Raw genomic sequence first — 19,031 nt, 5'->3', positions numbered from 1 at the left:
GGAGACGGGAACCACGTACACACCTACTTCGAACCAACCCCATGTGCGCCGGTCCGGCAAGTCGGGGGCGGCGGCCCGTCAGCCCGTCATCCGCCGGCGCAGCCCGTAGACGGCGGCGCCGGCCAGCAGGACCGAGCCGCCGATGAGGACCGAGGGGAGGGGCAGGGTGACGGCGAGCGCGAGACAGCCGGCCAGGCCGAGCAGGGGCACGGGCACGGGCGGGCGCCCCTCGTCGGGGGTGAGGGTGCGGGCGGCGGCGTTGGCGATGGCGTAGTAGACCAGCACGCCGAAGGAGGAGAAGCCGATGGCGTCCCGGACGTCGATCGTCGCGGCGAGCACGGCGACGACGGCGCCGACGGCGAGTTCGGCGTGGTGGGGGACGCCGAAGCGGGGGTGGACGGCGGCCAGCGTACGGGGGAGGTGGTGGTCGCGGGCCATGGCGAGCGTGGTCCGGGAGACGCCGAGGATCAGTGCGAGCAGGGAGCCGAGTGCGGCGACGGCCGCACCCACGCGCACCACGGGGGCCAGGGCCGGGGCGCCCGCCGCGTGCACGGCGTCGGTGAGCGGGGCGGCCGCGTGGGCGAGCCGGTCCGGGCCGAGGACGGCCAGGACGGCCACGGCGACCGCGGCGTAGACGACGAGGGCGATGCCGAGGGCGAGGGGAATGGCCCGGGGGATGGTGCGCCGGGGATCGCGGACCTCTTCGCCGAGCGTCGCGATGCGGGCGTACCCGGCGAAGGCGAAGAACAGCAGACCTGCGGCCTGGAGCACTCCGCCCGCCGTGATGTCGCCGCCCGGGCCCAGGCGGGAGACCTCGGCCGTGCCGCTGGTCAGGAGGGCGGTGACGACGGCGGCCAGGACGGCCAGGACGACGGCGACGACGCCCCGGGTCAGCCAGGCCGCCTTCTGCACGCCGGTGTAGTTCAGGGCGGTCAGCGCCACGACGGCGGCCACGGCCACCGCGTGCGCGTGCCCCGGCCAGGCGTAGGCGCCGACGGTGAGGGCCATGGCGGCGCACGAGGCCGTCTTGCCGACGACGAATCCCCAGCCTGCCAGGTAGCCCCAGAAGTGGCCCAGGCGTTCGCGGCCGTAGACGTAGGTGCCGCCGGACTGCGGATAGCGGGCGGCGAGCCGGGCGGACGACGTCGCGTTGCAGTACGCCACCACGGCGGCGAGGGCCAGGCTGATCAGCAGCCCGGAACCGGCGGCCCCGGCGGCGGGGCCGAGCGCGGAGAAGACACCTGCCCCGATCATGGACCCCAGCCCGATGACCACGGCGTCGCGCACTCCGAGCCGCCGTCGCAGCTCGCCCGTCCCTGCCTGGCTCATGGACCGGTCCCTCCCGCGCGCACGGGCGTACGGCCCGGCTGTCGGCGCACGGTAGCGCAGCGAGGTGACCGGACGGGTGAACGGGACCGGACGGCTCTGTGAGCGGGACCACAGGGGAACGCTTTGCTTTCCCTTTACCCTTGAGCGCGGGGCACACCCTGCCCCGGCCCTCACACGACCGCCGTCCGAACCGAAAAGGAGCTCCGGTCCCGCAATGGGTGAGCCTCCCAGTACGAGCCGTGCCGTTCCCGCCCCGCCGCGTCGCAGGGCGGCGGTGGCACGGTGAGTGAAGTCCTCCTTCTCCTCCTCGCGCTCGCGCTCACGCTGGCATGCGCGGTCTTCGTCGCAGCCGAGTTCTCCCTGACCACGATCGAGCGCGGTGAGCTGGAGCGCGCCGCCCGGGCCGGCGAGCGCGGCGCCGAGAGCGCCCTGAAGGCCGCCAAGCGCCTCACGTTCCAGCTCTCCGGCGCCCAGCTCGGCATCACCGTCACCTCGCTGGTCATCGGCATGCTCGCCGAACCCTCGCTGGCCGTGCTCCTGCGCGGCCCCCTGGAAGCGGTCGGCCTGCCCCCGGGCGCCGTCCCGGCCGTCGCCACGCTGCTCGGCGTCGCGCTCTCCACCGTGGTGCTGATGGTGATCGGGGAGCTCGTACCGAAGAACTGGGCGATCTCCAGCCCGCTGGCCGTCGCCAAGGTCGTGGCCGGCCCGCAGCGCGCGTTCACAGCCTGCTTCGCCCCGCTGATCCGGCACCTGAACAACACCGCGAACCGTGTCGTACGCCGCTTCGGCCTGGAACCCGCCGAGGAGCTGGCCTCCGCCCGTACGCCGGAGGAGCTCGTCGCCCTCGTCCGGCACTCCGCCCGTGAGGGCGCGATCGAGCAGGACTCCGCCGAGCTGTTCGTCCGCACCCTGCACCTCGCCGACCTGACCGCCGAGAACGTCATGACGCCGCGTGTGGACGTCCGGGCCCTCGAAGCCGGGGCCACCGCGGCGGACGCGGCCGAACTGACCCTGGCCACTGGCCTGTCCCGGTTCCCCGTCTACCGCGACAGCCTCGACGAGGTCATCGGGACCGTCCACATCCGCGACGTACTCGCCCTGGACGAGCCGCTGCGCCACCGCACCCCGGTCACCGAGCTGGCCACGGCCCCGCTCCTCGTACCCGACTCGCTGCCCGTGGACACACTCCTGGGCCGGCTGCGGCAGAGCCGCACGATGGCCGTCGTCATCGACGAGTACGGCGGCACGGCGGGCGTCGCGACCGTCGAGGACATCGTCGAGGAGGTCGTCGGCGAGGTCCGCGACGAGCACGACCCGCACGAGCGCCCCGACCTGGCGCCGGGCGGGCCGTCCCCGGACGGGCGCGCGGTCTGGGACGCGGACGGCAGCATCCGGCTCGACCAGCTGGAATCCATCGGCTTCGAGGTGCCGGAAGGCCCGTACGAGACCCTCGCCGGTCTGGTCGCGACCCGTCTGGAACGCATCCCCGTACCCACCGACCGGGTCTCGGTGGAGGGCTGGCACCTGACCGTCCTCCACGTCGAACACCACCGTGCCGACCGGGTGCGCGTCACCGCGCCCGCGCCGGCGCCCGCGTCGCTCGTCGAGGAGGGCTCCCGATGACCTTGCTTCAGCTCGCCATCGGCGTGTTCACCCTCGTCACCAACGCGTTCTTCGTCGGCGCGGAGTTCGCCCTGATCTCCGTACGGCGCAGTCAGATCGAACCCCGGGCCGTCAAGGGCGACGCCCGCGCCCGGAGCACCCTGTGGGGGCTCGAACACCTGTCGGCGGTCATGGCCACCGCGCAGCTCGGCATCACCATCTCCTCCCTGGTGCTGGGCGCCGTGGCCGAACCGGCCATCGCCCACCTCCTGGAACCGCCCTTCGAGACGGTCGGTGTGCCCGAAGCGCTGGTGCACCCCATCGCCTTCGTGATCGCGCTGGCCCTCGCCACGTATCTGCACATGCTGGTCGGCGAGATGATCCCGAAGAACATCGCGCTGGCCGCCCCCGCCGAGACGGCGCTCGCACTGGCCCCGCCGCTGGTGGCGCTGACCCGGGCCCTGCGCCCGGTCGTCTTCGGCATCAACGCCTTCGCCAACGTCCTGCTGCGGCTGCTGAAGGTGGAGCCGAAGGACGAGGTCACGTCCGTCTACACCGACGACGAACTCGTCCGGCTGGTGAAGGACTCCAGCGAGGCCGGACTGCTCGCCCCGGCCGACGGCGAACGCCTGCGCGACGCACTGGAGTTGGGCACCCGTCCCGCCGGCGAGGTGATGGTCCCGCTCAACAGGACCGTCACCGTCGGCCACGACATCACCCCGCAGCGGCTGGAGCGCGCCGCCGCCACCTCGGGCTTCTCCCGGCTCCCGGTCACCGGACCGGGGGACGAGATTCTGGGATACCTGCACATCAAGGACGCCCTCGGCGTCGCCCAGCGGACCCAGCCGCTCCCGAGGAGCGCCTTCCACCCCGTCATCCGCGTCGAGATCGACACCCCGCTCGACGACACCATGACCGCGATGCGGGCCGCCGGCACGCACCTGGCGGCCGTGACCGGCGACAAGGGAACCGTCATCGGCTTCGTCACGATGGAAGACGTCCTGGAAGAGCTCGTCGGCCCCGCCGCTACCGGCCGGGCCTGAGCGGCTTCGTGCGCCTTCGCGGCAACCTTCCGCTCCCCGGCGGCGACTGACGAGTGCCCCCATCCCCCCACGGAGTGGAAACGGACGCATCTCGTGACGGATACACGCAGCACATCCCGGCACCGCAGGCGCAAGCCGGCGCCCGCGGTCGGTATCACCCTGGCGCTGACCGCGGCCGTCGCCATGGCCTACGGCTCCGACTTCGGCCTGTTCGGTGAGGGCGGCCGGCCCAAGGCGTCGGCGGCAACCGCCGTACCGGCCTCGGTCCTTGACGCCGCCGACGGCTTCGCCTCTGTCGAGGCGCTCGGCCAGAACGGTACGTATGGCGGGCGCGGCGGCACGGTCGTCACCGTGAAGACGCTCGCCGACCTGGAGAAGTACGCGACCGCCCCGGAGCCGTACGTGATCGTCGTGGCCGCCACGATCACCATGAACCCGGTCGGCAAGGAGATCAAGGTCGCGTCGGACAAGACGATCGTGGGCGCGGGGACCTCGGGCCACATCGTCGGTGGCGGTTTCCTCCTCGGCCAGGGCGTGCACAACGTCATCATCCGGAACCTGACGATCCGGGATGCGTACCAGGGCGTCTGGAACGACAAGGACCACGACTTCGACGCGATCCAGATGGATGGCGCGCACCATGTGTGGGTCGATCACAACGACCTCCGGCACATGGCCGACGGCCTCATCGACGTCCGTAAGGACAGCACGTACGTCACGGTGTCCTGGAACAGGCTGAGCGACAACAACAAGACGTTCGGCATCGGCTGGACCGAGAACGTCACCTCCGACCTCACGATCCACCACAACTGGTTCCGCGAGACCGAGCAGCGCAACCCGTCCACGGACAACGTCGCGCACGCCCACCTCTACAACAACTACCTCCAGGACGTGGCGGGGACGGACATCACGACGTCCTACGGCAACTACGCGCGCGGCCGTACGAAGATGGTCCTGGAGAACTCCTACTTCGAGGGCCTCGCGAACCCCGTCACCCGGGACAGCACGGCCGTCGTCGTCCAGCGCGGGAACGTCTTCAAGGGGACCAGCGGGCGCAACGAGAGCGGGGGCGGCACGGCGTTCGACCCGAAGACGTACTACGGCTACACCCTCGACCGCGCCGCCGACATCCCGGCGCTGCTCAAGGCGGGCACCGGGCCGCGCGGCACGATCGGCACGGGGAGCACGACGGCCGCGGAGGGTACGGGGAGTGCGGCGGCCGCGACCCTCACCGTCGCCAAGGACGGCAGCGGCCAGTACACGAGCGTGCAGAAGGCCGTCGACGCGGTCCCGGCGGGCAACGGCTCACGGGTGGTGATCTCGGTCGCGCCCGGCACGTACCGGGAGACCGTCAAGGTCCCCGCGAACAAGCCGCACGTCACCCTCCAGGGCTCGGGCACCAGCCGCAAGGACACGGTCATCGTCTACGGGAACGCGGCGGGCACGCCCAGGCCCGACGGCTCGGGTACGTACGGCACGAGCGGCAGCGCTACCGTCGCCGTCGAGGCGGACGACTTCCAGGCCCGCAACCTGTCCATCACCAACAGCTTCGACGAACGCGCGAACCAGGGCCTCAGCGGTCACCAGGCCGTCGCCCTGCGCACCGCGGCCGACAAGGTCCTCCTCGACGGTGTCATCGTCGACGGCGACCAGGACACCCTGCTGCTGGACACCGCGGCCAAGGACAGGCTCGGCCGGGTGTACGTCACCAACTCCTACATAGCCGGGAACGTCGACTTCGTCTTCGGCCGCGCCAGCGCGGTGATCGACCGGTCCGTACTGACCCTGAAGAAGCGCTGGGACGGCACGTCCGCCGGCTACCTCACCGCGCCCAGCACCCCCGCGGACCGCAAGGGCTTCCTGATCACGCGGTCCGTCGTGAACGGCGACGTGACCGCGGGCAGCTACTTCCTGGGCCGTAACTGGCACGCGGGCGGCGACGCGACCCTCGACCCGCAGACCACCGTCCGCGACACCACGCTGAGCGCGGCGGTCAAGGCGACGCCGTGGGCCGACATGGGCGGGTTCCCGTGGAAGGACGACCGGTTCGCCGAGTACAGGAACACCGGTCCCGGCGCGGGCACGGCGAGCGGTGACCGCCCGCAGCTGACCGACAGCCAGGCCGCGGGGCAGGAGACCGCGGACTGGCTGGGCGGCTGGACACCGACGGCGTCCTGACGCTTTCGCGTGGCCGGGGTACGGGGGCGTACCTCTCCGCGTACGCCCCGCGTACCTCTGTACGGGATCAGCCCCGCGTACCTCGGTACGGCCGCCCCCCGTACCTCCGTACGGCCCCGGTCAGTGAAGGGCCGACAGCATCTCCGCGCCGAACGGCGTGATCTCGTCGGTGCGCCCGCGCAGCGTCTTCGCCGCCCACTCGGGGTCGGCGATCAGCGCACGGCCGACGGCGACCATGTCGAACTCGTCGCGCTCCAGGCGCTCCAGCAGCTGCTCGACGCCTGTGACGCCGGAGCCCTTCCCCTGGAACGCGCCGAAGAAGTCACCGTCCAGGCCGACCGAGCCGACGGTGATCGTCGGCCTGCCGCTGATCTTCTTCACCCAGCCTGCGAGGTTCAGGTCGGAGTCGTCGAACTCCGGCAGCCAGTAGCGGCGGGTGGACGCGTGGAAGACGTCGACACCGGCCTCGGCCAGCGGCGTCAGCAGTGCGTCCAGCTCCTCGGGCGTCTCGGCGAGCTTCGCCTCGTACGCGTCCATCTTCCACTGGGACATCCGGAAGAAGAGGGGGAACGCGTCGGACACGGCCGCGCGGCAGGCCGCCACGATCTCGGCCGCGAAGCGGGTCCGCGCGACGAGGTCGCCGCCGTAGGCGTCCGTACGCCGGTTGGTGCCCGACCAGAGGAACTGGTCGATCAAGTAGCCGTGGGCGCCGTGCAGTTCGATGCCGTCGAAACCGGCGCGCTCGGCGGCTGCCGCCGCGTCCGCGAAGGCGCCGACGATGTCGTCGAGGTCCTTCCGCGTCATGGCGCGCCCCTTGGGGTCACCCGCCAGGGATATGCCCGACGGGCTGACCGGCTCCGCGTCCGCCACGGGCGGGGCGCCCTCGGTGCGGGTGACACCGACGTGCCACAGCTGCGGAATGATCGCGCCGCCCGCGCGGTGCACGGAGTCCGCGACGGCCGCCCAGCCCGCGAGCGCGTCCGCACCGTGGAACCGCGGGACGCGGTCGCTGGTGCCCGCCGAGTGGTGGTCGATGTAGGTGCCCTCGGTGATGATCAGCCCCACGTCACCGGCGGCCCGCCGCGCGTAGTAGTCCGCCACGTCCTGGCCGGGGACGCCGTTCGGGGAGAACTGCCGCGTCATGGGGGCCATGGCGATGCGGTTGCGCGAGGTGAGGCCGCGGACCGCGAACGGGCGCGAGAGGATGTCTGCGGCGCGGCCGCCAAGTACGTCTGTCACGTCAGGTCCTGTTCAGTCGCTGGGGTGCCCTGCTGTGGTGTCCTCGGGTGCCAACATCCCGGTACGGCACGGGCATCCCCCCGCGCGGACGATGTGGTCAAGGTCTCCCAGCCGGGGGGTACACGAGGGGCCGACCCCGGAGGACGCCCAAAAGGCCCTCAACGAGGTGCTCGCCCACGGCCTCGTACGCCGGAGCGTGGGCCAGGGTCACGCGGGGGAAGCATCACCCGTCACCCCGCCCACCGGCCCGCCGGACCTGCGCACACACGCGCAAGTGCGCAGGTCAACCGGCTGCGAACGTCGTAGAACGGGCTGCTCAGACGGCGGGCTCGTCCGCCGTGACCGCGGTGCGGCGGTATTCGGCGTTGATCCGTTGCGCTTCCTCGAGCTGGTCCTCAAGGATCACGATGCGACAGGCGGCCTCGATCGGCGTGCCCTGGTCGACGAGTTCCCTGGCGCGGGCCGCGATCCGCAGCTGATACCGGGAGTAGCGCCTGTGGCCGCCCTCGGAACGGAGCGGGGTGATCAGGCGGGCATCTCCGAGAGCACGGAGGAAGCCGGCGTTCGTGCCGAGCATCTCGGCCGCCCGCCCCATGGTGTACGCGGGGTAGTCATCGTCGTCGAGTCTGCCGCCGAGCGCATTATCCGCTGTCATCTGCACCTCTTCTTGGGAACGCGTCGAGGGGCCTTGGTGCCGTACGGCACCAAGGCCCCGAAGGAAATTCAACACCATCTGTCGGCCTCAGTGCTGCGCCGACCTTCTGTTTCCGCAGCCTCGCCCTGAAGGAGGGCGGGAGTGCGGGGATCGCGGTTGCTTGACCGGGGACCACCTTCCGTTCCGGGGCCTTGCGGTACCCGGGCCGAATCCCTCTCGCCCGGGCGATCCTGATGGCGCCTGCATCCTCCGTTCGTTCCCTCTGGATCAACACTTTCTTCCGGTGGCGGCCCCTGATCACCGCGGGCCACCCGGTGCGGTCGTCAGCCCCGTCGCCGTCCTGCGAAAACCCTGGCTTCGACGCTCCACCACCGCACCGCACTGCGTGTACTACTGCCCGGCAGTTCGTCTCTGCCGGGCGCTTGAACCTTGGCTACGAGAGAAACCATAGTCACGCGGTCGCCCAATGTCTACCTTCGCCGACATAGATTTACGCGTGTTCGACGGCGAGGTAATCGGCCTCGAACAGCCGGGGTGCGAAACGGGCGGTACCTGCCCCGTACTGCCCGCCCGGCCCGGCGAATAGACTCGGCTTCCATGTCGAAGACTGACGAACTGCTCGTGGACATCGCCGCCCTGGTGGAGTCCGGGCAAAGCAATCAGATGTCCCTGACCGTGGTCACCGGTGGCACTGTCATCACCGGCCGACTGGCTCCCGAAGCCGTGTGGAGGCGGCGTGTGTCGGAGGTCCTGACGGATTCAGCCCGCCTGGGCGAGTTCTCCGGGATCTTCACCGCCTCCACCGCGAAGGACGACCCGCCCACCCATCTGCACTTCCACGTGGCCCGCATCCTCCAGGGCACCGTCGGAATCCCGGAGACGGGCGGGATGTACCGGGTCTCGATCGAGGACGTCAGCGCCTGGACGGTGGGCGACTTCAGCTACGACTGAGCCGCCGCCGCCGGACGCACGCACCGAAAGAAGGCCCAGGTCACCGACCTGGGCCTTCTTTCGGGACTCAAGGGTTCGGCTACGGAGCCACCCGGTTGCCGCCGAACGTCACGGCGAGGCGGCCGTCCGCCGTGTAGGACCAGGCCAGGGCGCCTGCGTACGAGGCGCACCGGGATCCGTTCGTACCGGACCAGAACTGGTTCGTACCGTCGGCGTCGCCCACCGTCTTGTCGTTGGTGCCGCTGCCGCTGCGGCACGAGACGTTGTTCCGGAACACCGAAGTGCCGCCGTCGAAGGAGAAGTTGCGCTCGGAGTTGTCGATGCTGATGTTGTCCGAGACCGCCATCGTGCCGAGGTTCCTGTTGTACGTGAACCCGTGCTTGCCGTTGTCGTAGGCGATGCTGCGCCGGACGACGTGGTTCACCTTGATGTCCTCGCCGCCCAGCTTGTAGCCGTTGCGGTCACCGCTCGAGTTCTGGCTGCCGTCGCTCAGCGTGCCGTTCTCGTAGGCGAGGGAGTCCTCGATGGTCACCGGGCCGATGGGGCCGGTGTCGGTCTTGGTGTAGAGGTCCCAGCCGTCGTCGATGTTGTTGTGGGCCACGGCGTAGCGGAAGGCGTTGCCGGAGCCGACGGTGAGTTTCGCGGCGAAACCGTCGGCGTCCTCGCCGTCGGAGTCGGCGTTGTCGTGCGACTCCGCGCTGAGCACGAGGTTGTTGGACGGCCACTGTTCGCGCGGGGTGGTGGAGGCGATCCGCGAGAGCTGGAGGCCGGTGTCGCGGTTGAAGCGCGTCACCGTGCGCTCGATGGTGTTGTTGCTGCCACCGACGAAGATGCCGTTGTCACCGGCGTGTTCCACGACGAGGCCGTTGATGTGCCAGTACGAGCCGTTCACGGCGAGTCCGCGGTTGGCGGGGTCCTCGGCCATGGCGGAGAAGTTCAGCACCGGGGCCTCACCCGGGTAGGCGGACAGCACCTTGGGGGCACCGGCGGCGCCGTTGTTGCCGGGCGCGATGGTGACGGTCTGTGCGAGCGGGTACTTCCCGCCGCGCAGGTAGATCTTCCCGCCGGACGAGACGCGGGTGATCGCCGAGGCGAGCGTCGTCGGCGCCGACTCCGTCCCGGCCGCGCTGTCGCTGCCGTTCGGCGCCACGTACAGCGCGGAGCCGGTCGGTGGCGGCGTGGTGCCGGCCGCCTCGACATCGGCGTAGTCGATGTTGGGCAGCCCGTTGGCGGTGGTCGGGCTGAACTGGATCGTGTTGCTGCCCGCCCGCACCGGCACGGTGAGCGTCTTGGTCACCCAGGTCCCCCAGGCCCCGGTGCCCTCGAAGGACACGGACGCGGCCGCCGAGCCGTTGACCGTGACATTCGCGGGCCGCGCGGCGGTGGTCCCGTTGGCGAAGCGCACCTGGACCGTCGCGGTGCCCGCGGCGGTGGCATCCGCGGTGAACTGCGCGGAGGCGCCGACGGCATTGCTGGCATTGCAGAAGCCGCTGCCGGAGTAGCCGGCCCAGTCGGCGTCGATGGTGCCGCTGCAGACGGCCGGCGAGCGCTCGGCCTCGTAACGGACGGCCGCGGCCTGTGCCGCGTTGCCGGACAACGCGACGAGCGTGCCGGCCAGCAGGCCGGCGCATGCGATGACGGGTCTCAGGTGCATCGTTCGTCTCCAGGGGGGGGGTTGGTTCGTCCGATGGGGGGCGGTGAACGCGGCCTTCGATCGAGCGGGTACGGCTCGCAACCGGGCCCGGCCGACCCCTTTCTGCCGCGGCTCCGGGTGTGGGACGGTGGCGACGGGTCGTTCTGATGCGTGAACGGTCCTTGCGATCGGGGCCGCCCAATGGCGGTCCGCAAGCGCTTTCTTCGGACACTAAGTGTGTGTCATGCCCGCGTCAATGTTCTGGTACATGATTTCTATTCATGAGCATGAACATGCAGAGATCGGCCGCGGCCCGTGGAGGCGGCGCGCCCCCGCCGACTACGGCGTGCGGGTGAAGGACCGGCGGTAGGAGCGGGGCGGGACTCCCCGACGCCGTACGAACTGTGCGCGGAGGACGGCCGCGCTGCCGAAGCCGACGAGGCGGGCGATCTCCTCGACAGGGAGGTCCGTGGTCTCCAGGAGCTCCTCGGCGCGGCTGAGCCGGAGGCTGAGCAGCCAGGCGTGCGGGGTGGTGCCGGTCGAGGCGGCGAAGCGACGGGCGAAGGAACGCCGGCTCATGAGGGACCGGCGGGCCAACTCCGCCACCGGGAGCGGCTCGTGGAGATTCTCGCGGGCCCAGGCGAGTACGTCGGCCAGCCTGTCGTCCTGGCAGTCCTCGGGGACCGGAGTGGCCAGGTACTGCGCCTGCCCTCCGTCGCGGTGGGACGGCAGGACCAGGTCCCGCGCGATGGCGTTGGCCGTCGAGGCGCCGTGCTCACGCCGCAGGAGGTGCAGGCACACGTCGAAGCCGGCGGCGGCCCCCGCGCCCGTGGTGATCCGTCCTTCGTCGACGTACAGGGCGTCGGGTTCGACGGTGACGTCCGGGTAGCGGTCGGCCAGCAGGCCGGTGAACCGCCAGTGGGTGGTGGCGCGCCGCCCGTCGAGCAGGCCGGCCGCGGCGAGCGCGAAGGCGCCGACGCAATGTCCCGCGACCAGCGCGCCCCGCTCGTGTGCGGCGGTCAGCGCATCGAGCACGGCGGGCGTCGGCGGCGTACGGAAGTCCGCCCAGGGCAGGGCGATCACCAGGTCGGCGGAGGCCAGCCGGTCCAGACCGTGCTCGACCACGACCGGCAGCCCGACATCGGTACGGACCCGCCCGGGCCGCTCGGTGCAGAGGGCGAAGTCGAAGCGGGGCAGGTCCTGGCCGCGGGCGTCGAACACTTCGGAGACGATGCCGGCCCCGAGCATGCCGACACCGGGTGACGCGTAGGCGGCGACATTCACGAAGGGTGGCATGCGGGGGAGTGTGGCACGATTCCTGCGATCAGTGGCAGCACGGCCACTCGTGAAGGGGCGCTCCACACCGAAGACTTGGGGCCATGACAGACGCACCGGTCGGCCGCAGCGCCACCTACACGATCCTGACCACCGGCTACACCCTCTCCACCGGGCCGGGAGTAGCCGCCACCGTCTCGTACATCAGTGACGGGGAACGCCACGTGATCGTCGACCCGGGCATGGTGGCCGGCCGCGATCGGATACTCGGCCCGCTCGCGGAGTCGGGAATCGGCCCCGACGACATCACCGATGTGGTGCTCAGCCACCACCATCCGGACAACACCATGAACGTCGGCCTCTTCGGCCGGGCTCGCGTCCACGACCACAAGGCGATCTACCAGAACGACCAGTGGACCGACCGCGACGCCGAGGGCTACGAACTGACCCCCTCCCTGCGCCTGATCCGCACCCCCGGACACAGCCGCGAGGACATCACCCTGCTGGCAGGCACGGCCGACGGCGTCGTGGCCTTCGTGGGCGACCTGTGGTGGCGCCCCAACGGCCCGGTCGACGACCCGGTGGCCCCGGACCACGAACTGCTGCTGTCATCCCGCCTCCGGGTGCTCACCGCAGCAGACGTGATCGTTCCCGGCCACGGCCCCGCCTTCCCAGCCGACGACACCGCACCGCGCTAGGAGCTGGCCCTGCGACGCGGGCGGCCCAGGCCCGTCCGCGGCCTCGGGCGAGGCGGCGCGACCGTTCACCCCTGGTGCCGCTCCGGCTCGGACCATCCGCTCACCGGGCCGGTGGGTTGAGCTTGCGGAAGTACGTCCAGCTGGTCTCGTTCGGCTCGCTCCACTTCTCCGGCGCCCGGGCGAACTCCGGCTGGTGGTCGGCGATGTACGCACGGGTGCGCGCGGGAACCTCGGCGTACGAGCCGAGCTTGCGGCCCCGGCAGTGGAAGGTGAGACCGCCGGGCGCTTGGCCACGGGCCATCCACGGGAGCCACGGGGACATCCGGGTCCACGACATGGAGGCCGAAACGCTCGGTGACGGGCCGGACAGGTCGGCGCGATCGGCGAAGAACTGGAAGAGCTCCAGGGCCTTGTAGGTGTCGCCGGCCGAGTGCACGGGGTACTGGGCCACCGGCAGCGGCGAGGGGTAGGCCAGCGGGATCTCCAGGCTGAAGCAGACCTGCCCGCCGAGCTCGGTCGTCGGGATCGGGAAGGGGCGCCACTTCTGGTTGGCCGGGTCGTTCCAGACGTGCACCACCGGCAGGTCCTGCCAGGTCTCCAGGATCTCGCGGGTGACCGGGTCCAGGTAGAAGGCGGCCTCGCGGGTGAGTAGTTGGTAGGCGTCCGGGCCGGCTTCGGCGTCCTGGACCAGGCGGGCGACGTTGAGCCCTTCGAAGCCGAAGACGCGCTGGTAGGGCGCGTCGGGAGCCCAGGAGTACACGTCCCCGGACCACCAGTACGTGACCTCCTCGCCGGCCAGCGATGCCCGCGTGCGGGCGAAGGAGCGGAGCAGCTCAGCGGGTGTCGTCATACGGAGTACTCTGCGCGACGCCCGCCCCGGCCGGGCGGGAAACATCCCGGCCGGGACGGAAGCGGCCGAAAGAAGCCACTCCCGGGCCGACGGGTACGGCGGGTCCCGAAAGGACGGCTGCCGCGCCCCTCGTCTGTTGCGGGATTCCTGGGTTTGTCGCCGGCCCCCTGTGGGTTCGTCATTGATCGGTAACAGAGGCAGCCTGAACGGGCGTTCGTCTGTCTACATGGGTGCACGGCATCGGCGGGGACGGCAAAGGGGCGGGCGGACATGGCAAGGCATAAGGGAAAGGGATGGAACGGCCGGCTCTTCGCGGCGGCGCTCGGGGTGACGATGCTGGCCGCCGCGACCTCGGTGTGGAGCGCTCAGGCCGACCCCGTCGGAGGGCGGCAGCCGCAAGCGCGCGTCGCCCCGCCCGTGGCCAAGGTGGCGGCGGACATCGCGCACGCCTCGGACCGTGGCGCCCGTGGCGTCAACATCACCATCGACGACGGACCGGACCCGGCCTGGACGCCACAGGTGCTCCAACTGCTCAAGGAGAACGGCGTGAAGGCGACGTTCTGCATGGTGGGGACGCAGGCCCGGGCGTACCCGGACCTGGTCAAGGCGGTCGTGGCAGACGGGCACCGGCTGTGCAACCACACGGTCTCGCACGACACCACCATGGACACCAAGTCCGAGGCGTACCAGTCCCAGCAGATCCTGGATGCCGAACGCATGATCATCAAGGCGTCCGGAGGTGTCCGGTCGCAGTATTACCGGGCCCCGGGCGGTGCGTTCACCCCGTACAGCCGACAGCTCGCCGCGTCCCGGGGGATGCGGCCGCTGGGCTGGAACGTCGACACCAAGGACTTCGAGCATCCCGGCGCGGACACCATGGTCGCCACCGTCAAGAGCGAGATCTCCAACGGGCCCACGATCCTCTTCCATGACGCGGGAGGAGATCGCTCCCAGACCGTGGCCGCTCTGCGCGAGGTGCTGCCCTGGCTGAAGCAGCAGGGGTACTCCTTCGGCTTCCCCGTGCGATGAGCGAAGCTCACCTTCCCGGCCTCCCGTACGCGCCGTACGAGGCCGGGCGGTAGGTGGTCGCATCGACCGGCGTGCCGACGGGCGTTGGCCGGCAAGGGCGGGTCGGAGCGGGTCAGGGCGGGCCAGAGCCGATCAGAGCCGGAACAGCACTCCGCGCCAGGTCCAGCCGGCGTCGAGGACCGCCTGGCGCAGGGGGTCCTTCATCTCCCGGGTCTCGAAGCGGAACGTCTCGACCCTGCGCTCGCGCCCGTTGGGCCCCAACTCCTTCCCCCACACCCGGTACACCGCGTTCGCCGGCCCGCGGGAGCGCTGCCCGCCGCCGTGCTCGGTCAGCGAGCCCTCCCACTGCTCGTCGACGGCCCGCACCTCGCGCTTCGTCGCGTCGAAACGCATCCGGGTCCGAAGTCTCACGCGCAGGGCGGGGAGTTGGCACTCGGCCACCAGGTCGCCCTCCTTCGAGGTTCCGTTGCGTACGGTGTACGGGACGCCCGGCCCGTTGAGCGCCAGCAACGCCGACCGGACCTCCGGGGGCGTACGCGGTGCGATACCCTCGTCGGGGTGCCGGGTACCGAAGTAGTTGTCCAGAAGGCCCACCGCTGCACTCCCGTTCCCGTGTCCGTGCGAACCGTGCGCACGAAGTCCTGCAAGTCCCCGAGGACCTCTTCGCACCGGGCCGCTGTGGCGGTCAGGGCCATCCGGACCACCGAGCGCCTGCGCAGGTCCGGTTCGTGGTCCCTGCTTCTTCAGGAACGTACATGCCGAACAGGCGGGCCACCGCTTCCGCCGCATAGCCGGAAACGTTGCCCGCAAGACGCGGCCCTACGCGGCTCGTAGTTCCTCCGTCGCGTTCCTGGACAGGCTGACCCGTACGAGGGCGGCTGCCAGCCGGGCTAGGTCCTCCGGCGGTACCCGCTTCGCCAGGCCGTCGGGGCTGTGCGGAAGCCCGAGCACGGCGGCGGTGGCGAGGGAGCGTTCGTCGAAGAACGGGCGCAGCTCCGGCCAGACGGCCTGGACCTCCCGGCAGAAGATGTCGGCGCCCACCGGTCCGATGCGGGGCACCTCCTGCAACAGGGCACGCAGTTCACCGGTGTCGCCGCCGGCCTGCTCGCGGAGCTCTCGCAGGTCGCCGTGGAAGCGGTCGAGCAGCAGCTCCGCGCCGTCGCCCAGTGCGGTCGCGGTGCTCTCGTCGTAGCGGACGTAGTGCCCGCGCCCGAGGGCGTCCACGCGTTCCTGCCAGCTGGAGTCCGCCATGGACCTGGGCGTCCGAAGTCCTGCGGCGAACAGTTCGTGGGCGGCTGCGGCGGCCGTACCGGCCCTGATGCGAATCGAGCACAGGACCGTGAGGACCAGCAGTTGGTACAGCGGGGACGGCTTGTCCCGCAGAGTGATGCCGGCTTCGTCGGCGTAGGTCCGTCCGTGCTCGCGCAGCAGCCGGGTGATCACATCGGCGGTTGTCATCGTCGTACTCCTCCTCCCACCACCCGAGGAAGCGCTCAGATCCTGCCGTGAACCCGCAGCGCCGCTCTCCCTCGTTACTCCTTCTCGCTACTTCCTTGGACTCCCTTCCGAGCGTAGACCCGCGGATGCCCGTCACGCAGGCCACCGGCACCTGCGGCGGATCGCTCCCCGCCGCGTGAACGCGCGGTTCTCCTTACGCTGGGAACAGAGGTGAGGAGGGCCGAGGGGTGTCTGCCGTCACCGTGCACAGAGCGGTCCTGGCCGACGGGCTGACCGTCCCGTACGCCGAGGCGGGGTACCGGGCGGGAGCACCGATCGTCCTGGTCCACGGCTATGTGGACTCGTGGTGGACGTTCGAGCCGCTGCTACGGAGCCTGCCGTCCTCGTTGCACGGATACGCCCCCACACAGCGAGGCCACGCGGACGCCGACAAGCCTCCGGACGGCTACCTTCCCGAGAACCTGGCCGAGGACCTCGTGGCCTTCATGGACAGCGTCGGGACGGATCGGGCCGTGCTCGTCGGGGGTTCCAGTGGAGGGGTGCAGGCCCGCATCGTCGCCGGCCGCTACCCCGATCGGGTGGCGGGGCTCGTGCTCCTCGGCGTGCCCGCCGTCCTCGCCGACAAGCCGGCTGCCGTCGAGCTGTGGAAGGTCGTACAAGGGCTGGAGGACCCGGTGGACCGTGCCTTCGCGGAGCGCTTCGCGCGGGGCATGACCTCCAAGCCTGTCGGTCGCGGCTTCCTGGCGACCGTCGTCGAGGAGAACCTGAAGGCACCCGCGCGCGTGTGGCGGGAGACGATGCGCGGTCTGCTGGAAACCGATCTGCGGGCGACGCTGGCCGGGATCCTGGTGCCCACGCTGGTCGTCTGGGGCGACCAGGACCCCCTTCTCACGCGCGAGGACCAACAGACGATCCTCGACGCCGTTCCCGGCGCCCGGCTGATCGTCTACGAGGGAACGGGGCACGCCTTGTACTGGGAGCGCCCTGAGCGGGTGGCGCGGGACATCGCCGACTTCGCGGCGGGCCTCGCCCACTAGGACCTGTCGTCACATGTCAGGCCCGCATGAGGACGAAGTGGCCCGCATGATCCGCGAACCCGAGCCCACCGACCGCCGCCAGTTCCGGGAGGTCTACCTGCTGGCGCGCAAGGGGCGCGGCGCGTCGTCAGGGCCGGCCGATGCAGAGGGGTGATCCGGCGAGATCGGCCGTGGTGGCTGGGCCCGTTTCACCTTCCGGTAGGTTTCCGCCGACGTGACGGCAACCGAACCGTGGCGTATCGACAGGGGTGGGAGAAGGCGATGGTCTCTTCGCAGATACTGATCGGCGGCGACGGTGCCGAGACCGTTCTCGATGACAGTGGTCTCCGGTTGGTCGACAGCCGCACCCGAACGGAGATTCCTCTCACGGTGGTCCAGGAAGCCCGTACCGACGGCGGACGCCACATCGAGATCGTGCTCAGCGACGGTGCCGTGCACCGTGTGGACGCCGGTAACCCGACGGCCGCCACCACCTTCGTCGCCACCTTGACCGCCGCACTCCCCGAACAGCGAGACCCCGCCGGTAGCGCCCGCGTCACGGTCACTCCGCTGGCGTCACCAGAGGAACCGGAGGAGCCGGAACGCCGCCCGAAGTACCGGCAGCTGGTGATCCTGATCGCTCTCCTCGCCGTCTACGTCGGCTACGTGATCTGGGTGGGCGTCGCTCTGGGGGCAAAGGTGATCGCCCCCATCGTCGCGACCGTCCCCGTCGCCTTCGGTGTGGGCCTCCTGCTTGTCGGGGTCCAGAGGACGCTGATCCACTTCGCCCTCAAGCGGCGCGGGGTCACCGTGCCCGCCACTTTGGACTTCAGGACCACGGACGGGGCGGCCTGGTACAAGTTCACGGATGCCGACGGCGTCGAGCGGAGTGCGCGGGGCAAGTACAGCGGACCGGTGGCCCGCGTCTCCTACGACCCGGAGGCCCCCGACGGGTATTCCGCCGAGATATCAGGAGCGAGGCACCTGCTCCGGGCCGGGGTCTGGATCCTCGGTTCGCTGCCGCCGCTGGGCGGCGGTATCGCCCTGGCCCTGACTCCGTTTCTGATCGACTGAGGGTTACGGACTCCTGGCCACGCGCGGGTGAAGGCGCGGTGCTGCGGAGGCTGTGCAGTGCTCGGGCCGACCAGGTCCGCAACCGAGCCCGGCGGGGCAGCCGCGGAGGCCGCCCGCCGGTCTTCGACCGTGAGGCATACAAGCACCGCAACGTCGTGGAACGGTGCTTCAACCGCCTGAAGCAGTGGCGTGGGATTGCCACCCGCTACGACAAGACCAGCGAGTCCTACGAAGCAGCCGTCACGCTCGCATCACGGTGGCCCGATAGCCGCTCGGGTCGGCGGCCAGCTCAGGTGCGTGGGCCCGCGCCATGCAGCAGGGTGTCGATGATGCGGGCGGCGAGGGTGTCGGTGTCGACGCCGGTGTCCTCCGGGCTTCCACGCAGGGACTCCCCGAGGAGCGAGTAGTAGACCCGCCGTACCCAGTGGAGGTCGGCTGCCTCGTCGATGAGCTTGTCCGCCTGGGCCCGTTCCAGCACTGTGATGCAACGTCGGCCGATGTCCTCGTGGAGGACGGCCGCTTCGCTGTCGGGATCGGCCGGCAGTTCCAGGGCGAATGCCCAGGCGCCCTTCACCTCGAGCACATTGGCCGTGATCCGGTGCAACGCCACCAGGGGCGGGGCGGTGTCCGGCCGACCGTCCTCCACGGCTTGGACGAGCTGGCGGGCGGCCGACGAAGCCAGGGCGTCGATCAGTGCCTGCCGATGCGCGAACCGCCGGTGGATCGTTGTCCTGGCCACCCCCGCCGCAGTCGCGATCTGCTCCATCGACGCGCCGGGGTCCATGGAGAGCACGCGTTCGGCTGCCTCCAGAATCGCGCGCACACTGCGCTCCGCGTCCGCCCGCAACGGCCGTGCCGCTGGTTCACTCATGGCGCCTCCCGCTCATCTGCTTGACCTTCTAAACGATACACCGCTGGGCCATCTGCGCCTTAAATGCATCAAGCCTGTTGCGGTTAGATGCAAAGTGCGTACTCTTCAGTCGTAGTTCATCGTCGAGTGA

General features: G+C 70.7%; 18 protein-coding genes. 9 read left to right on the top strand and 9 right to left on the bottom strand.

Annotation, left to right across the window (positions count from 1 at the left end):
• Window positions 1-78: 78 nt before the first annotated feature.
• Window positions 79-1,329: an APC family permease gene (locus tag AC07FA_RS10695; protein ID WP_479074588.1), complete on the bottom strand. Its 1,251-nt coding sequence runs from the start codon at window positions 1,327-1,329 to the stop codon at window positions 79-81.
• Between the two features lie 282 nt (window positions 1,330-1,611).
• Between AC07FA_RS10695 and AC07FA_RS10690 the strand changes: the two genes are divergently transcribed.
• From AC07FA_RS10690 to AC07FA_RS10680, 3 genes are all read left to right on the top strand, one after another.
• Window positions 1,612-2,952, top strand: coding sequence for a hemolysin family protein (locus AC07FA_RS10690; RefSeq protein ID WP_479074587.1), 1,341 nt, complete (start codon window positions 1,612-1,614; stop codon window positions 2,950-2,952).
• Window positions 2,949-3,974: a hemolysin family protein gene (locus AC07FA_RS10685; protein WP_479074586.1), complete on the top strand. Its 1,026-nt coding sequence runs from the start codon at window positions 2,949-2,951 to the stop codon at window positions 3,972-3,974. The genes AC07FA_RS10690 and AC07FA_RS10685 overlap by 4 nt, the downstream gene beginning before the upstream one ends.
• A 93-nt stretch (window positions 3,975-4,067) precedes the next feature.
• Window positions 4,068-6,152 carry a pectinesterase family protein gene (locus AC07FA_RS10680; RefSeq protein ID WP_479074584.1) on the top strand — a complete coding sequence of 695 codons (2,085 nt, stop codon included), beginning with the start codon at window positions 4,068-4,070 and terminating at the stop codon, window positions 6,150-6,152.
• Window positions 6,153-6,272: 120 nt separating this feature from the next.
• Here the strand turns inward: AC07FA_RS10680 and AC07FA_RS10675 are convergent, their stop codons facing one another.
• Window positions 6,273-7,391 (bottom strand): NADH:flavin oxidoreductase, encoded by a 1,119-nt coding sequence (locus tag AC07FA_RS10675; protein WP_479074583.1) that lies wholly within the window; start codon window positions 7,389-7,391, stop codon window positions 6,273-6,275.
• A gap of 316 nt (window positions 7,392-7,707) precedes the next feature.
• Window positions 7,708-8,046, bottom strand: coding sequence for a MerR family transcriptional regulator (locus AC07FA_RS10670; RefSeq protein ID WP_479074581.1), 339 nt, complete (start codon window positions 8,044-8,046; stop codon window positions 7,708-7,710).
• A 597-nt stretch (window positions 8,047-8,643) separates the two neighbouring features.
• Here AC07FA_RS10670 and AC07FA_RS10665 point away from each other — a divergent pair.
• The gene (locus AC07FA_RS10665) at window positions 8,644-8,997 is read left to right on the top strand and encodes a hypothetical protein (RefSeq protein ID WP_479074580.1); all 354 of its coding nucleotides are present in this window, start codon (window positions 8,644-8,646) and stop codon (window positions 8,995-8,997) included.
• Between the two features lie 79 nt (window positions 8,998-9,076).
• Here AC07FA_RS10665 and AC07FA_RS10660 read toward each other — a convergent pair whose 3' ends face one another.
• Both AC07FA_RS10660 and AC07FA_RS10655 read right to left on the bottom strand, forming a co-directional pair.
• Entirely contained in the window at window positions 9,077-10,651 is a 1,575-nt protein-coding gene (locus AC07FA_RS10660; protein WP_479074579.1) for a carbohydrate-binding protein, read from the bottom strand.
• Window positions 10,652-10,969: 318 nt separating this feature from the next.
• Window positions 10,970-11,926, bottom strand: coding sequence for a GlxA family transcriptional regulator (locus AC07FA_RS10655; RefSeq protein ID WP_479074578.1), 957 nt, complete (start codon window positions 11,924-11,926; stop codon window positions 10,970-10,972).
• Between the two features lie 83 nt (window positions 11,927-12,009).
• Between AC07FA_RS10655 and AC07FA_RS10650 the strand changes: the two genes are divergently transcribed.
• Complete coding sequence (locus tag AC07FA_RS10650; RefSeq protein WP_479074576.1) at window positions 12,010-12,603, top strand: MBL fold metallo-hydrolase; 594 nt, start codon at window positions 12,010-12,012, stop codon at window positions 12,601-12,603.
• 100 nt (window positions 12,604-12,703) lie between these two features.
• Here the strand turns inward: AC07FA_RS10650 and AC07FA_RS10645 are convergent, their stop codons facing one another.
• The gene (locus AC07FA_RS10645) at window positions 12,704-13,453 is read right to left on the bottom strand and encodes a DUF1838 family protein (protein ID WP_479074575.1); all 750 of its coding nucleotides are present in this window, start codon (window positions 13,451-13,453) and stop codon (window positions 12,704-12,706) included.
• Between the two features lie 270 nt (window positions 13,454-13,723).
• On the opposite strand from AC07FA_RS10645, the gene AC07FA_RS10640 reads away from it, so the two are divergent.
• Window positions 13,724-14,482, top strand: a complete 759-nt coding sequence (locus AC07FA_RS10640) for a polysaccharide deacetylase family protein (RefSeq protein WP_479074573.1) — start codon at window positions 13,724-13,726, stop codon at window positions 14,480-14,482.
• 132 nt (window positions 14,483-14,614) lie between these two features.
• Here the strand turns inward: AC07FA_RS10640 and AC07FA_RS10635 are convergent, their stop codons facing one another.
• Window positions 14,615-15,076: a hypothetical protein gene (locus AC07FA_RS10635; RefSeq protein WP_479074572.1), complete on the bottom strand. Its 462-nt coding sequence runs from the start codon at window positions 15,074-15,076 to the stop codon at window positions 14,615-14,617.
• A gap of 225 nt (window positions 15,077-15,301) precedes the next feature.
• A complete protein-coding gene (locus AC07FA_RS10630; protein WP_479074571.1) occupies window positions 15,302-15,940 on the bottom strand; it encodes an endonuclease in 639 nt (212 codons plus the stop codon).
• Between the two features lie 227 nt (window positions 15,941-16,167).
• Between AC07FA_RS10630 and AC07FA_RS10625 the strand changes: the two genes are divergently transcribed.
• From AC07FA_RS10625 to AC07FA_RS10615, 3 genes are all read left to right on the top strand, one after another.
• On the top strand, window positions 16,168-16,977 hold the full coding sequence (locus AC07FA_RS10625; protein WP_479074570.1) for an alpha/beta fold hydrolase: 810 nt from the start codon (window positions 16,168-16,170) through the stop codon (window positions 16,975-16,977).
• A 13-nt stretch (window positions 16,978-16,990) separates the two neighbouring features.
• Entirely contained in the window at window positions 16,991-17,131 is a 141-nt protein-coding gene (locus AC07FA_RS10620; protein ID WP_479075194.1) for a hypothetical protein, read from the top strand.
• Window positions 17,132-17,238: 107 nt separating this feature from the next.
• Entirely contained in the window at window positions 17,239-18,030 is a 792-nt protein-coding gene (locus AC07FA_RS10615) for a DUF3592 domain-containing protein (protein WP_479074568.1), read from the top strand.
• Between the two features lie 289 nt (window positions 18,031-18,319).
• On the opposite strand, the gene AC07FA_RS10610 is transcribed toward AC07FA_RS10615, so the two are convergent.
• The gene (locus tag AC07FA_RS10610; protein WP_479074567.1) at window positions 18,320-18,901 is read right to left on the bottom strand and encodes a TetR/AcrR family transcriptional regulator; all 582 of its coding nucleotides are present in this window, start codon (window positions 18,899-18,901) and stop codon (window positions 18,320-18,322) included.
• Window positions 18,902-19,031 lie beyond the last annotated feature (130 nt).

Source organism: Streptomyces sp. NPDC045968, from assembly GCF_056430475.1.
This window is presented reverse-complemented; position numbering and strand designations above follow the sequence as displayed.

Excerpts from the sequence above, each read along its gene's own strand:
- AC07FA_RS10695 (WP_479074588.1), bottom strand. The coding sequence starts at position 1,329 with ATGAGCCAGGCAGGGACGGGCGAGCTGCGACGGCGGCTCGGAGTGCGC.
- AC07FA_RS10685 (WP_479074586.1), top strand. The coding sequence starts at position 2,949 with ATGACCTTGCTTCAGCTCGCCATCGGCGTGTTCACCCTCGTCACCAAC.
- AC07FA_RS10670 (WP_479074581.1), bottom strand. The coding sequence starts at position 8,046 with ATGACAGCGGATAATGCGCTCGGCGGCAGACTCGACGACGATGACTAC.
- AC07FA_RS10665 (WP_479074580.1), top strand. The coding sequence starts at position 8,644 with ATGTCGAAGACTGACGAACTGCTCGTGGACATCGCCGCCCTGGTGGAG.
- AC07FA_RS10660 (WP_479074579.1), bottom strand. The coding sequence starts at position 10,651 with ATGCACCTGAGACCCGTCATCGCATGCGCCGGCCTGCTGGCCGGCACG.
- AC07FA_RS10655 (WP_479074578.1), bottom strand. The coding sequence starts at position 11,926 with ATGCCACCCTTCGTGAATGTCGCCGCCTACGCGTCACCCGGTGTCGGC.
- AC07FA_RS10650 (WP_479074576.1), top strand. The coding sequence starts at position 12,010 with ATGACAGACGCACCGGTCGGCCGCAGCGCCACCTACACGATCCTGACC.
- AC07FA_RS10645 (WP_479074575.1), bottom strand. The coding sequence starts at position 13,453 with ATGACGACACCCGCTGAGCTGCTCCGCTCCTTCGCCCGCACGCGGGCA.
- AC07FA_RS10640 (WP_479074573.1), top strand. The coding sequence starts at position 13,724 with ATGGCAAGGCATAAGGGAAAGGGATGGAACGGCCGGCTCTTCGCGGCG.
- AC07FA_RS10630 (WP_479074571.1), bottom strand. The coding sequence starts at position 15,940 with ATGACAACCGCCGATGTGATCACCCGGCTGCTGCGCGAGCACGGACGG.
- AC07FA_RS10620 (WP_479075194.1), top strand. The coding sequence starts at position 16,991 with ATGTCAGGCCCGCATGAGGACGAAGTGGCCCGCATGATCCGCGAACCC.
- AC07FA_RS10615 (WP_479074568.1), top strand. The coding sequence starts at position 17,239 with ATGGTCTCTTCGCAGATACTGATCGGCGGCGACGGTGCCGAGACCGTT.
- AC07FA_RS10610 (WP_479074567.1), bottom strand. The coding sequence starts at position 18,901 with ATGAGTGAACCAGCGGCACGGCCGTTGCGGGCGGACGCGGAGCGCAGT.